Origin of the sequence: Lactiplantibacillus sp. B652, assembly GCF_023806745.1 — a bacterium.
GTDB classification, from domain to species: domain Bacteria; phylum Bacillota; class Bacilli; order Lactobacillales; family Lactobacillaceae; genus Lactiplantibacillus; species Lactiplantibacillus pentosus.
On the sequence record NZ_JAMSKY010000001.1, the window covers coordinates 530,267 to 545,262 of the forward strand.

At 49.4% G+C, this 14,996-nt stretch carries 9 protein-coding genes and 1 pseudogene; all 10 read right to left on the bottom strand.

The window, feature by feature from the left end:
* Positions 1–116: 116 nt before the first annotated feature.
* Positions 117–2,519 (bottom strand): glycogen/starch/alpha-glucan phosphorylase, encoded by a 2,403-nt coding sequence (locus MZO40_RS02300; RefSeq protein WP_105920139.1) that lies wholly within the window; start codon positions 2,517–2,519, stop codon positions 117–119.
* Positions 2,520–2,538: 19 nt separating this feature from the next.
* Positions 2,539–3,978 (bottom strand): glycogen synthase GlgA, encoded by a 1,440-nt coding sequence (gene glgA / locus MZO40_RS02305; protein WP_105960907.1) that lies wholly within the window; start codon positions 3,976–3,978, stop codon positions 2,539–2,541.
* Positions 3,971–5,143 (bottom strand): glucose-1-phosphate adenylyltransferase subunit GlgD, encoded by a 1,173-nt coding sequence (gene glgD, locus MZO40_RS02310; RefSeq protein WP_105960906.1) that lies wholly within the window; start codon positions 5,141–5,143, stop codon positions 3,971–3,973. The genes glgA and glgD overlap by 8 nt, the downstream gene beginning before the upstream one ends.
* Positions 5,140–6,279: a glucose-1-phosphate adenylyltransferase gene (locus MZO40_RS02315; protein WP_003637282.1), complete on the bottom strand. Its 1,140-nt coding sequence runs from the start codon at positions 6,277–6,279 to the stop codon at positions 5,140–5,142. Before MZO40_RS02315 ends, glgD begins: the two co-directional genes overlap by 4 nt.
* Positions 6,269–8,096, bottom strand: a pseudogene (glgB, locus tag MZO40_RS02320) (1,4-alpha-glucan branching protein GlgB). Before glgB ends, MZO40_RS02315 begins: the two are co-directional and overlap by 11 nt.
* Before the next feature lie 427 nt (positions 8,097–8,523).
* A complete protein-coding gene (locus MZO40_RS02325; RefSeq protein ID WP_105960904.1) occupies positions 8,524–10,140 on the bottom strand; it encodes a peptide ABC transporter substrate-binding protein in 1,617 nt (538 codons plus the stop codon).
* 31 nt (positions 10,141–10,171) lie between these two features.
* Positions 10,172–10,297 (bottom strand): hypothetical protein, encoded by a 126-nt coding sequence (locus MZO40_RS17360; protein ID WP_260197975.1) that lies wholly within the window; start codon positions 10,295–10,297, stop codon positions 10,172–10,174.
* Between the two features lie 1,300 nt (positions 10,298–11,597).
* On the bottom strand, positions 11,598–12,836 hold the full coding sequence (locus tag MZO40_RS02330) for a glutamate-5-semialdehyde dehydrogenase (RefSeq protein ID WP_050338053.1): 1,239 nt from the start codon (positions 12,834–12,836) through the stop codon (positions 11,598–11,600).
* Between the two features lie 23 nt (positions 12,837–12,859).
* On the bottom strand, positions 12,860–13,657 hold the full coding sequence (gene proB, locus MZO40_RS02335; RefSeq protein ID WP_003637278.1) for a glutamate 5-kinase: 798 nt from the start codon (positions 13,655–13,657) through the stop codon (positions 12,860–12,862).
* A gap of 20 nt (positions 13,658–13,677) precedes the next feature.
* A complete protein-coding gene (locus tag MZO40_RS02340; protein ID WP_050338054.1) occupies positions 13,678–14,901 on the bottom strand; it encodes an MFS transporter in 1,224 nt (407 codons plus the stop codon).
* Positions 14,902–14,996 lie beyond the last annotated feature (95 nt).

Consider the following 14,996-nt stretch of genomic DNA (forward strand, 5'->3'; position numbering starts at 1 on the left):
ACACTTTGAATGCCGATGGTGAATTGGACGGGCGTCTGTTGGGTGACCGCCCAAAGGGTGTCTTGTATGTCGGTAAAAACGAGTTATACGTGACCTGCATTGTCACCCTTCCTTTCTTAATTCAGCCGCTCGTGCGGCACTTGCCAAATATCGTCCGCATACCGGGCGACGGCCAAATCAGCGGCAAAGTGCCCGGAAGCCGCGATGTTGGCTAGTGACCGTTGTTGCCAGGTCGGCTGGTCTTGAAAATCACGACTGATTTGTTGTTGTTGCGTGACATACGCGCGGTAATCTGCCAAGACAAAGAATTCATCGTTGTACCGCAGTAGCGAATCGTAAATCTCGCGGCCGACCGTTGGTATCCCCGGAATCGTCCCATCGACTAAGCTATCCAAAATGCGTTTTAATTCTGGATCAGCCTGGTAAAAGTCCGCTGCGTGATAATTGCCGCGATGGTAGTAGTCATAGACCTCGTCCACTTTCAGACCGAACGGGTACTCGTTCTCCGCCCCGGCCGCTTGGATAATGTCGATGTTAGCACCATCATAAGTCGCTAACGACAGCGCGCCATTCGCCATCAACTTCATATTGCTGGTCCCTGACGCTTCCTTAGAGGCGGTCGAGATCTGCTCACTCACATCTGCGGCGGGAATAATCAACTCAGCGATGGACACGCCATAATTCGGAATGAAGACCACTTTCAACCGGTCCCCGATGGCCGGATCCTGATTGACCAAGTCCGCCACCACGTTGATCAGCTTGATAATTGCCTTGGCATAGTGGTAACTCGGGGCGGCCTTAGCGCCGAAAACGTGCACCCGCGGGACAAACGGTGCTTGCGGATGGTCCTTGAGTTGAAAATACTCCCGGAGAATCTCAAACACGTGCAGTAGTTGCCTTTTATAGGCGTGCAGCCGTTTGATTTGGACGTCATAGATGGCATCGGTCCTGATTTTGATGCCCATCGTCCGCTGTACATACGCTGCCAAAGCCTGTTTATTAATCTGTTTGACTTGTCCTAATTGGTGCAAAAAGTGATCGTCTTGTTGATACGGCAGTAACGTCTGCAACAAATCAGGCTGTCGGCGCCAATCCGTGCCGATCGTCTGATCGATCAGGTGTGCTAAGGGTTGGTTGGCAAGTTGGACCCAGCGCCGAGTCGCAATCCCGTTCGTCTTGTTATTAAAACGTTCGGGATAAACTTGATACAGTCCCCGTAACACGTCCGTCTTCAGTAGCTCGGTATGCAACGGTGCGACCCCGTTAACGCTGTGGCTACCAATCACTGCCAAGTAGGCCATCCGCACCTGGCCATTGCCCAAAGGCGCCGTCTGATCGACCAGTGCCTTGCCAAAAATGGGCGTCTGTTGTTCCCGATAACGCCGGTCGATTTCCACGATAATCTGGTAGATTCGTGGTAACAGGCCCTTAAACATGTCGATTGGCCACGTCTCCAAAGCCTCTTGTAAAATCGTATGATTGGTATAACTCATCACTTGGGTCGTCAACGTCCATGCCACATCCCAGGTGCAGTGATGCTCATCCATGAGTAGCCGCATCATCTCCGGAATGACGAGCGTCGGATGGGTATCATTGATGTGAATCGCGACCTTTTTGCCCAGATTGCGTAAGCCATGATGACTCGCACAAAAGTCCCGGACGATACTTTGCACGCCAGCGGATGAGAAAAAGTATTCTTGGCGCAGTCGCAGCTGTTGTCCGGCTGAATTGGAGTCATCCGGATAGAGCACCTTGGTAATATCGCTGATACGGTCGCGTTGTTCCTGCGATGAATAACTTTCCGACGCGCTAGGTGGCAGTTCTGCCGACCATAAACGCAAGGTGTTCGTGATGTCATTATGGTAGCCAACGATGCCGACATCGTAAGGAACGGCTAAGACATCATCCGTATTTTCATACTGCGGCTGCAAACTGCCATCAGGTTGCGGCTGGAGCCAGACGTTGCCGCCAAATTGGACGAGACAGCTCTTATTATCACGGCGCGTCTCCCAGACATTACCGTGATGTAACCAATCATCGGGCAATTCGACTTGGTAGCCGTCCATAAAGACTTGTTTGAATAAGCCATAGCGATAGCGGATGCCGTTACCATTGCCCGCGATTTTCAAACTAGCCATCGCATCCATGTAACAGGCTGCTAATCGCCCTAAACCGCCGTTACCCAGTGCCGGGTCGGGTTCCGCTCGACTGATGGTCTCGAAATCTAAGCCCAACTCTTTTAACCCTTTTTTGACCGTATCCAGTAAATTCAAGTTCAGCAGGTTAGAAGCCAGGAGTCGACCTGGCAAAAATTCGATAGAGAAGTAATAGACTTGTTTTTGATGCTGGTCGCGATACAGTTTCGCCGTCCGCGTCCAGCTTTGACTGTTGTAGCGCCGGACTAACTGCCCGAGCGCAATAAACTGGCCGATCGTTGACGTGTCATTCAGCGCTGTCGAATACAGCGTCTCAATTTCACTTAAAAAATCTTTCTTAAACTGTGCGCACGTTAATTTCAAACTCACACCCCCACTAAACCTAACGCATTAACTTCAAATAGGTCGTTCGGTACTGTTGCGCCGACCGTTCCCAGCCAAAATCACAGGTCATCGCTTGATGTTGTAACTGCCGCCAGATTTGTGGTTCGTGCCGGTATAAGTTCACGGCGACTGTCAGCATCTTGCGGAACACTTCTGGTCGGTAATCATCGAAGCTAAACCCCGTGCCCTGACCGGTATATTGATTATATGGCAGCACCGTATCGCGCAACCCACCGACCGCGTGCACGACTGGCAGACTCCCATAATGCATCGCCATCATTTGCGATAAGCCACAGGGTTCGAAGGCGGACGGCATCAAGAAGAGGTCACTAGCCGCGTAGATTTGCTGAGCTAGCTGCGTATCAAACTGAATCGCGGCCACCACTTTTTGCGGGTACGCCTGTTGATAGGTCCGCCAGGCTTGTTCGAGCGCCGGCTCACCGGTTCCCAACACAACCAACTGCACATCCTGGCGCTGCAAGAAGGGATTCAATGAATCGAGCAACAGATCAATCCCCTTTTGCCGTGTCAGCCGTGAGATGACGGCCAATAGTGGGACATTTTTTTCAGGCAAGCCGAGACGCCGTTGCAACGCCCGTTTGTCCAATCGCTTCGACTTTAAGTCCTTGACCGTATAATTGACCTTTAACGCCGGGTCAGTCGCTGGATCATAGACCTGGGTGTCGATGCCATTCAAGATGCCGCTCAGCTTATGCCGATTGGCCCGCAAGACCCCGTCCAGGTGCTCGCCAAACGCCGGGGTCTGAATCTCCTGCGCATAGGTCGGTGAGACGGTATTGACGGCATCCGCAAAGTTAATGCCACCCTTCAGCCAGTTCACACGGTCATAGAAGGCGACCCCCGACTCGGTATACGTCTCGGTCCCGATGTGAAAGAGGCTATCTAAGATGATTGGGTCATAAATGCCCTGAAATTGTAAATTGTGAATCGTCAGCAGCGTCTTGATATCGCGATAGGCTTCGATCCAGTAGTACTTCTCGGCAAGTAAGACCGGGATAAACGCGGTGTGCCAGTCGTTGAGTTGCAAAATGTCTGGAATGTAATCGATGCGTTCCATCATTTCACAAATCGCCATCTGGAAAAAAGCGAAGCGTTCGCCGTCATCCCAGTAACCATATAGACCGTCGCGTCCAAAGTAGTCTAAATTATCAATTAAATAATATTGAACGTGCGCGACCGTCACCGTCTTAACACCACAATACATCGCGCGGGCACCCACCTGAACGGTAAAGTGCGTCACCGGTTTTAGCTGCTGCTGATACTCGGCTGGCATCTGCCGGGGATAGTAGGGAATCACGACTCGTATCTCGACGCCTTCTGCTTGTAACGCACGCGGCAGGGCCATGCTGACGTCACCCAGTCCCCCCGTTTTATAAAAGGGGGCCGATTCTGCCGCTGCAAATAACACCCTAGTCATTGACCGCCACCTCCGCTTGCTGGAAGACGCGCTGGCCCTTGCTGATAATTAACGGTGCCGTTGGCGTGCCTTTGAGTACCAGGTTAGGCCCAATCACGGCATCCTTATCAATAATGACATTTTCGAGCTTACAGCCGGCCCCGATACGAGCCCCTTGCATGATGATGGCATTCTTGACTTGGGTATCGCGATTGACCAGAACATCTCTGAAAATAACGGAATGCGTGATTTGACCCTCGATGTAACCACCCGTTCCGCAGAGGCTGTCACGACACAGTGAGCCCGTCGCAAAGAAGGTTGGAATCTCGTTTTTGACCTTGGTATAGATTCGCCGTGAACTGTAGAACAGCGCCCGGAAGTTGGCTTCATCCAGCACGGCCATGTTGGCGGCGAAATAACTCTTTATATCATGAATATTGGCTTCAAATCCAGTGTATTCAAAGGCGTTCGCGTTGTGCTGAATCACGGCTTGGCGCATCAATTCTTCCAAACTGATCATGTCGCCGCGCTGGTTTGCAGACTGTAATAGTTCAATCAAGTCGACCGTACTCATCAGATAAATCGCCATACTTTTGGCCACTTTTTTAGTCCGCGGCCCGATTTTCGCCTTACTCATTGGCACCACCGCCGTTGCTTCACCCTTGGCAGTCAATTGTAAAATGGTGTTTTCAGGAATCAGACTGGCTGGGTCGACTCGTTTGTAAACGGCCGTTACGGGACTATTGCGTTCCTCGTGGTAGCGTAATAGCGCCTTCAAATCAATGTTACCGACGTTGCGGGTACTCATGACGACCGAGTACTCACTCTGACTGCATTTGAGGAACTGAATCGAATTGTCGTAGTAGTGATGCAACAGCGCCGCTTTCTTCTCCGGAGCGACTAACTTCAAATCGTTATAGGGCGATAGGAACAGCCCCCCGCGAATCGTGTTCAGGCTCCAATCACGGCCGCTTCTGAGATGGTCAGCAACGGAGCGACCAGAACGGGGCACCGTCACCATCACATTTTGAATCCCGGCATTAATCACGCTTGAAAGTTGAAAATCGACTAAGCGGTACCGCCCGCCAAATGGTAGCATACCGACGGGTCGCACGGCCGTTAAGGGCTGTAACTTATCACTTGGTTCTAGTAGGTTGATAATGGCACTAACTTGTTCACGTCTCATGGCTGTTCCACCCCCATCGTTTCGTGATACCCAACCACTGCAATTTCATCATCCGTTCCGATGATTTGGGCATCATCACCAATCACTGCATCTTCCCCAATTAGTGCGTGGTCGATCACCACGTTTTTGCCAATCGTTGCGCCCGGCATGACCATACTGTCGACGATGCGACTGCCCATCCCAACGGAGACCCGCTGTGACAAGATCGAATGGTCGATCTCACCCGCGACGTAACAACTATCGACGACCATCGCGTTATTGACCTGACTCGTCTCAGTCAAGAACATCGGTGGTAGGACCTCCGCTTTAGAATAGATGCGCCAGTAGCGGTCGCCGATATTCAACCGATTATGTGGCGACAAGAACTCCATGTTGGCTTTCCACAGACTCTTGATGGTCCCGACATCGCGCCAATAACCCTTAAACGCGTATGCGTAAACGGATTCATTATTGGCCAGGTAAGATGGGATGACGTTTTTCCCGAAATCCTCTAACGACTTATCGGTCGCATAACTCTTAACCAGATAGTCCCGAAGCGTCGGCCAATTGAAAATGTAGATACCCATCGAGGCTTTGTCGCTCTTGGGATGTTCGGGTTTTTCTTCAAATTCGATGATTCGGTCAGTGGCATCCGTATTCATCATGCCGAAGCGCTTCGCTTCTTCCTTCGACACCGGAATCACGCCGACCGTCAGCGACGCTTTCTTCTCCTGATGATATTTCAACATCGCGTCATAATCCATTTTATAAATATGGTCGCCAGACAGGACGAGCAAATACTTCGGGTCCTGTTGGTCGATATATTCGATATTTTGATAAATGGCGTGCGCGGTTCCTTGGAAGAACTTCTCGCCTTCACTTGACGAATACGGCTGCAGAACAGTCACGCCACCATTCAAGCTGTCAAAGCCCCAACTAGCACCACTGCCGATGTGCGCATTCAACTCTAAGGGTTGATACTGCGTAATGACGCCGACCGTGTTCACGCCGGAGTTCGCACAGTTACTGAGTGTAAAATCAATGATCCGATAACGGCCACCAAACGGCACGGCTGGTTTGGCCGTATCCTTCGTTAACTTACCTAGACGGGTCCCTTGACCGCCCGCTAAAATGATTCCTAACATGTCATCTTGCATGCTTAACTCCCCCTCGCATTATTTTGACTGGTCGAATTAACAGCGCGCCCATCGCGGGTAACGTTACTGTAAAGCTGGCTGGTTGGCCGCGATACGGAATCGCGTCGGCCGTAAAGTCCGTTTCGAGCTTGGTCCACGTGCCGCCAAAGGCTTGGTCTTCTGTATTGAGTAATAATTCGTAATGCCCCCGATATGGGACGCCGATGCGATATTCGCGCCGTTCGACGGGCACAAAGTTAAAGGCCGCTACGACAAAGCTGTACTTACGTTTGGCTTGGCGAATAAAACTCATCGTCGAGCTTTCTGGATCATCGGTATGGGTATAAATAATCCCTTCAGGCGCATGGTCGAGTTCCCATAGTGGCCGATTTTGCCGATAAACTTGGTTCAAGGTCGCGGTAAAGTGCTGCATCCGCTTATTTAACTTGTCCTTCAAGTCGACCCATTCCAAGGCACTCCAATCCCGCCATTCCAGGAACTGGCCCCATTCGGCCCCCATAAAATTCAGCTGTTTGCCTGGAAATGCCAGCATGCACGACTTCATCGTGAGAAAACGGCAAAATGAAGTGCTCATCGAACATGTAAACAAAGGCAAAGGTCAGCAGGTTAAAGTGGTCGTGGCGATAGAGCGGATCCATCATGAAGAAGTCGAGCGTATCGTGCATCCAGCCCATATTCCACTTATAGTTAAACCCCAGCCCACCGTCAGCGACCGCCCCGGTAACTTGGGGGTAAGCGGATGATTCTTCGGCAATCATCAAAACGTCTGGATGACGCGCTAGAATCGTCGTATTGAGCTTTTGCAGAAAGGCGATACCTTCGAGATTGCGATTATCACCATACTGGTTGACCTGGCCCTCACGTCCTTCGTCATAGTCGAGGTACAGCATGTTCGAAACGGCGTCAACACGAAGCCCATCGAGGTGGCACTGATCGAGCCAGAACAGCGCACTTGAAATCAAAAAGCTTTGGACCTGCGTCTTACCAAGATCAAAGTTCCAAGCCCCCCAGCGCCGATTATCCGCTCGTTTCGCATCCGCATATTCAAAGGTCGGCGTCCCGTCGTACTGATACAGAGCATCGTAATTGCGGATGAAGTGGCCGGGCACCCAGTCGACTAACACGCCAATGTTAGCTTGATGGCATTGGTCGACAAAATTCAGGAAGTCATCGCGACTGCCAAACCGACTCGTCGGGGCAAAGTAACCGAGCTGCTGATAGCCCCACGAAGCATCTAATAAATGTTCCATCACGGGCATCAGTTCAATGTGCGCATACCCCAATTGTTTGACGTAGGGAATCAATTCCGTCGCCAACTCAGCATAGGTCTCATAACTATCATCCGCGTGCCGGCGCCACGAGCCTAAGTGGACTTCATAAATATTGATTGGTCGGTTGACCGCGTGTGATTTTTTCCGCCGTGCGAGCCATAAACTGTCGTGCCACACCATTGAGACGGGTTCGACGACGACGCTCGCATCGCCGGGTTTACGTTCAAACTGTTGGGCAAACGGATCAATTTTGAGCGTCACCTGACCAGTCGCGGTCGTAATTTGAAACTTGTATAAGTCCCCCGCATGGACGCCCGCGAGTTGTCCCTGCCAAATGCCGGTCGCCCCTAATAACTTCAGGCGATTCGGCTGCCAATCGTTAAAATCACCGACAACGGCGACCGCTTTTGCATGTGGCGCCCAGACGCGAAAGACCGCGCGACCTGTCGCTGCTAAGTGGCACCCGAGGTAATCCTGACTGTTAAAACCCGTGCCGGTATTAAATAAGTAACTTGCATCGTTTATTTCAGTAACTTGTTTGACCAACACCTCACACCCCCTATGTGATTAACTGAGCAGTTCCATAAAATTAATCTTATTATAAGTAGTTGATTGTCGTTTGCCTATCCTTGATAAGGTGGCCTTACATAACCCCTTCAACCGGTACAAACGCCGAAAATATAAGGATTATTATTGGTTGGTCGTCAATTCTCTGCAAACTGAGTCATGACAACTATTCGCAGTGAAGCCCGTGGTGACTAACGTTAACTTGTCTAGTCTCACAATTGATCAAAAAAAGCCGAAAAAACGTGGTTTTTTCGGCTTAGTTGATTTATTCAATTACATTTCTATCAAATTATTAATATTTCTGGCGGTGGTTGGACTTAAAAACGCCATTCAGGCGCGTAGACCTGAATGGCGTTGTGGTTGAGGGCTGGCACTTCTTAAAGTAGCGTTTGCCCCACATAAAGTACTATTTCCAATAAGCGTACCGATAAAGCGTATCCCGCAACAGGGTGAAGTGTACGCCGCCGACTTTTTTACTGATCAGGTGTGCGGCCGACGTTTGATAGATTGGGGTCACCCCTTGTTCTTGAGCAACTAACTTAGCAGCTTGTTGCATCGTCTGGTAACGCGCCTTGGTGGACTGCTTATCAGCGGTGATCGTTGAAATCAGCTTCTCGTACTTGGCGTTGTTGAACTTCCCGAAGTTAACGGAGTTGGTCATTGACGCCTTGTTCAAGAAATCAATCGGGTCTTGGAAGTCACTGGACCAGGACAAGGTCGCAAAGTCAAAGTCACCCTTGCTGAGAGTTGAAATTTCGTTGGTCAGTGGGACTGACTTCACGTTGACGGTCACCCCTTTGAGATTCTTCTGGATGGCCGCTTGAATATATTCAGCGACAGACTTATTAATATCATTGTCATTCGTTAATAATTGCAGCGTCAACTTCTGATTACCAAGACTAGCCTGGGCTTTCTTCCAGTATTGCTTGGCCTTCGCGGGACTGTATGGATACAAATTACCCGTATCCGTATTGAAGTCCTTGCCGGTCGTTGGATTCGTCGTATTGCCTGATGGGACTAACGACGTCGCCGCAACGGAACCATCCTTCAGAATGTTCTTGACCAGCGATTGCCGGTTGAGCGCGTAGCTAACCGCCCGCCGTAAATCGGTGTTCTGTAGTGCAGACCGTTTCTGATTCCAGAGCATGAAGTAGAGTTGGTTTAGCTTCGTAATCTTCAACTGACTCTTAAGCGACCCGCGTTCTGCCTCGGAGACTTGAGTCCCGGTAATCTGGGTCACTTGAACCTGATCGCTTTGGAACAAGTTTTCAGCGGTACTATTATTCTTGACCGTCTGAACCTTGACGTTCTTGATTTTAACCTGTTTATGCCCATAGTAGTATGGGTTCTTCACGTATTTCCACGTGTCATTAGTTCCCATCCAGCCCTTGAGGACGTATGGGCCATTCGACAAGGTCTTCGTGGCTGAAGTGCCGTACTTATTGCCATATTTTTCCGTAAAGGTCTTATTCAACGGATAAATTTCTGTAGCCAGCCGGTAATTGAAGTACGGCACCCGCTGCTTCAGCGTGATTTGCAACTTGTACTTGCCCAGCGCCTTAACGCCTAACGTCTTAACAGCTTTTTTACCCGCCGTGATGGCCGTAGCATTCTTGATTTCAGCTACGTGCCCGACTTCTTGGGACTTCGTATTCGGATCAACTTGCCGTTGTAAAGAATAAACGAAGTCGGCCGCCGTGACTTTTTTACCATTCGACCACTTCGCATTGTGCCGCAAATTAAAGGTGTACGTCTTCCCATCATTAGTTGGCTTGACGACCTTCTTGGCAATCGCGGGTACCACTTTACCCTTTTGGTTGGTGGTGTATAGCCCTTCCATGAACTGTGCAATAGCGGCCTGGCTGACGATATCATCAGCTTTATCGGGGTCGGCCGTTGCCATCGCTTGGCTGGCAGTGACGTTCAGAGTCTTCTGCTGACTAGACTTCTGACTGCCACACCCTGCTAAGACTAACCCTAGTAACGCAATACTGACACCGCTGACCCATAATTTAATTTTCATCACTCATAACCCCTCACCTAGTAATCCTGTGTTATTGCCGACTGTCAATTGCTTGGCAACAACAACACATCAACGGTAAGCCGCCATTATCCGTCGTGAGCCGCATACTGCTGGTCTTCACAACTAATTGACCGTTTTGTGATCCTAAGTTAGTCATCGTGATTCCTCCCAAATAATTAAAAACTAGTTAAGATAAGATTAGTGCTAGAGTTTACATCTGTCAACTAAAAGTTTTCATAGGCGCGTGTAACTGTCGCTGATTAAGGGTTTCAGAGTGTGAGGTTCAGACGGGTTGGGACTGAGGATTAGCCTAGCTAGAGCGTTAAGCGGTGAATTTCCGCTTGGCGTTCTAGCTAGGCTAATCCTCAGTCCCAGTCTGACCCGAACACGTTTCGACAATATTGCTGACGAGCTAAAATTAGCTTTGTCAGCAGGGTAAATGAGAAGTGGTGCTGTGCTAGATGATTGACTATGACTAAAGCGTGCAGTTTTCAAGTTCAAAAGTAGTCAGCTGAGACCCGCTGGAAACAGTGCGAGCTAGCGTAAACTTGCTGTTGTAGTATCGTCCTAAGGCGGCTTCCAGGCATTCTGGGCAATGGCCGTGACGTGGTGGACACAGATTTAAGCCGACAACCCACGTCTTAAATACTGGTCTTCCACTAACCAAGCCAAAAACGCTTGCTAAGTGGAATTTCACCACTTGGCCTTGCCCAGAATACCTTCCAGCCGGGATGGTATTCGAAAGGCAGACATGTGTGGACTCAACTTTTTGTTGAATTAGTCGTTGGTTCCTTGTTACATAATGACTTTGACATTCATCTGTCAGTCTGTTTTTTAGAAATAGCTAAGATTCCTTTGCCATGATTTAATGCTGTCAGACAAGCAGTTCACTGAACTTATCAGAAATTACTCTAGTCGTCTGAGATAACAAAATCTTGAATTCTAAACGAAGGTAATTTTGTCGACTAAGTTCAAGACTAGGTGCCATTGAAATTGGTATCATTAAGATAAATGACTAATATTCAGTGGTCAGTTGTGCCCAGATAGGTGGACGTTCATCAGCCATTCGAGCGGCTTCCCGACTGTAGGGGCTGGCTGACAATGCTCAGTAGCCAAATTATTCTTAGTCGGAAGTGGGCTGCTTCCGACTTAGAATAAGACTCGTATTTGAAATTGCGCAGTGATTTTCTGCGTGAGTTCAAATCGATGTCGGCTTACGTTCCAGCAATTGTCAGCCGGCCCCGGAAGTCGGACTAGGGCGCACATCGGCTGACGAACAGCAAAACAAATATTTGGCATTTTTTGATCATCTTTAGTACTAAAATACTGAAGTACTAAGACATTAAAGTACTGAGTTACCAAAGTACTAAAATACTAAAAAAGTGCCACAGCACACAGTCATCCATCAGGAATAACTGTGCACTGTGGCACTTATATTAGCTTAAGTTAACATCCGCCTAATGGCGAACTTGGCCATTACCGTCGATCACATACTTATATGACGTGAGTTCGGCTAAGCCCATTGGACCACGGGCATGTAATTTCTGCGTTGAAATGCCGATTTCAGCCCCGAAGCCAAATTCAAAGCCGTCGGTAAACCGAGTTGAGGCATTGATATAAACGCAAGCCGCATTGACCCGTTGCTGGAAGATCTTACCTGCTTGGTAGTTATCCGTCACAATCGCTTCTGAATGCTGCGTATTGTAGCGGTTGATGTGTGCAATGGCCGCTGCTTCTGAATCCACGACTTTCACCGCAATGATCAAATCATTGTATTCGGTTCCCCAGTCAGCATCCGTCGCTGGTACGACGTCCGGTACGATTGCTTGGGTCGCTTGGTCACCACGGACTTCGACACCCTGGTCACGCAGCGCTTGAATCATGCTTGGTAAGTACGCTGCCGCAACGTCTTGATGGATCAAGAGTTTTTCGGTGGCGTTGCAGACGGACGGCCGCTGAACCTTACCGTTAATGACAATGTCTGTGGCCATTTGCAACTGCGCATCCTTATCAACGTAAACGTGGCAATTGCCAGCACCCGTTTCGATGACGGGCACCGTGGCTTTGGCGAGGACCGTCTGAATCAAACGCGCACTGCCCCGCGGAATCAAGACATCCACGTAGTCCGTCAGTTGCATGAACTTCTCGGCCGTGGCGTGCGAGGTATCCGTAATTAATTGGATCGCGTTTTCATCCACATCGTTAGCACGTAAGGCGCCGCGGAGGACTTGAACTAACGCTTGGTTAGAGTGAATTGCTTCCTTGCCACCCCGTAAAATGACGGCGTTGCCCGTCTTAAAACAGAGCGCGGAGGCGTCGACCGTCACGTTCGGACGTGCTTCAAAAATCATTCCGATAACCCCAAGTGGTACCCGCTCCTTAGCAATCATCAGCCCGGCTTCATTGCGCCAAGCGCGGTCGACATTGCCGATTGGATCGGGTAAAGCGACCACTTGTTTGAGACCAGTAGCCATCGCTTCGATCCGGTCAGCAGTCAATCTGAGTCGGTCCACGAATTTTTCAGGAACTTGTGGGTTTTCTAAGTCCTTCGCATTGGCTGCTAGAATTTCATCCTGCTGGGTCGTTAAGGCCGTTGCCATCGCTAACAATACTTGGTTCTTTTGCATCGTGGACAGTAATCCCAGCGAATAGCTGGCCTGCTGTGCGCGCTGCCCTAATTGTGCTAAGTCTTCCATGCGATTTGTCCTCCTATTCTTGTCTAACCAAAGAGCGTGCCGACGGGTTCACCTGCTAAAATTTGAAAAATCACGCTAGGGTCCGCTCCATTCGCCAAAATCATCTGGCCGTGCGCGTCAATCATCCGTTCTGCGGCTTTGAGCTTCGTGACCATCCCACCAGTGCCGAAACGACTGCCGCTACCACCAGCGAGTTCGTACGTGTGCTGATCGACTTTCTCGATATGGGCCAGTAACTGCGCTTGCGCATCAGCATTCGGATTCCCATCATAAAAGCCATCGATATCGGATAGCATAATCAGTAGATCCGCCCCAATATTGGTCGCCACGATGGCCGAGAGTTGGTCGTTATCACCAAACTTAGTCTCATGGTCCAATTCATCCACGGCGACCGTATCATTTTCATTCACAATTGGCACCACGTTTTGTTTGAGCAACGCTTCAAAGGTATTCAACACATTGTGATGACTCTTGGGGTAAACAAAAATATCGCGCGTTAATAGTAACTGGCCGATTTTTTGCTCATAAATGGCAAACCGTTCTTTATAAATCGAAATCAATTCAGTTTGACCGATTGCTGCAATTGCCTGTTGTTCTGGAATCGCTTTGGGCCGTTGCTTTAAGCCCATATAATTCAAACCGACACCAATGGCCCCCGAGGAGACGAGTACGACCTCGCGTCCCCGATGCCGCATTGCACTAATCACAAAGGCTAATTGATCGATTGCACGTAAATTGATCGACCCATCGGGATAGACCAACGTACTCGTCCCAACCTTGATTACGACGCGTTTGGCGTGCAATTTTCGCATCACTTTCATGACGACACCATCTTTTCTGATTATTTTGTTTCACGTGAAACATTGGTTTTTAAATCTGTTTTCATATAATTAACCGCGCGTGGGTGATTCAGGTGGACCACCCCAACATTGACTGCTAACACGATTAGTAGGACCACGAACGCCAGGAGAAACAGCGCTTTATACGACCAGTTGTCAATGATCACCCCACCGAACAGCGGTCCGAGTGAACGTCCCAGCGCACAAAAGGCCTGGACTAATCCTTGGTAGCGGCCCTTGGCACTAATTGGCGACAACTGGCTGACTAGCGTTGGCATTGCCGGTGACCAAGTCGCCTCGCCAATCGTTAAGAGGACCATCGCAAAGATAAAGTGCGGGTAGTCGTGAGCAATCACTAACGATAAAAACGATAGCCCGACAAATAACATGCCAAAGAAGAATTGATAATAGAGGTTCTTGATCCGGTCACCCAACAAGCTCAAAATACTTTGAATCAGCACCAGCAAGCCCGCGTTGATCGTCCACAAAAAGCTGTAGTTGCGCAGTGGCATTCCCAGGTTGGTCATGTAGACCGAGAGATTGCTGACCCATTGCTCATATAACAGCCAAATAATAAATAAACTAATAAAGAAGGTCCACACGATATGGAAATTAGCACGGGGCAATTGGACATTTTGACCCTGCCGCGGATCAACGCCCGTGACATTCGATGAATCCACGTTGTATTCAAACAGCGCGATAATCAAGAAAATCACGAATAAACTGGTCGTCAGTGAAAACAATAGCTGCATGCCCATGCTGTAAACGATTCCCACCAGCATCGTACCGAACACCACGCCAAGATTGGCGGCTAAGTACATTAACGTAAAGGTTCGCCGAACTTTGTCGCGGGGCACACTGGCCGCCAGCGCGTTAAACATCGTATTCAACCAGCCACTGGCAAACCCGGTCACCACTAATAGTAGCGGATACCACGGCCAACCATGAAAGAAGATCAGCGCAAAGTTAGCGAGTCCGTTCAGGCCAATTCCCATTAATAATAAGTGGTACGGATTGCCGCGGTCAAAGATTCGCCCGCCGATGGTGCTTGCTAACACGTTGGCGACCGAATTAAGCATTAAGACCACACCTGTCTCCGTTAACGACTTTCCTAAGACGTTATGCATGTAAATCGTGGTTAACGGCCAAATAAAGCTCATACCGATGTTATTCATGAACTGCCCGGCAATCAGCCAGGGGGTCTTAATTAACTGTTTTTGTGCCACACCATCACCACCATATTCTACCTAAATATTGATTAATACTTACTTTGAGCGAACGCCATCCAGGATTTATTGAAAAGCGTTCACTTGAGATTTTA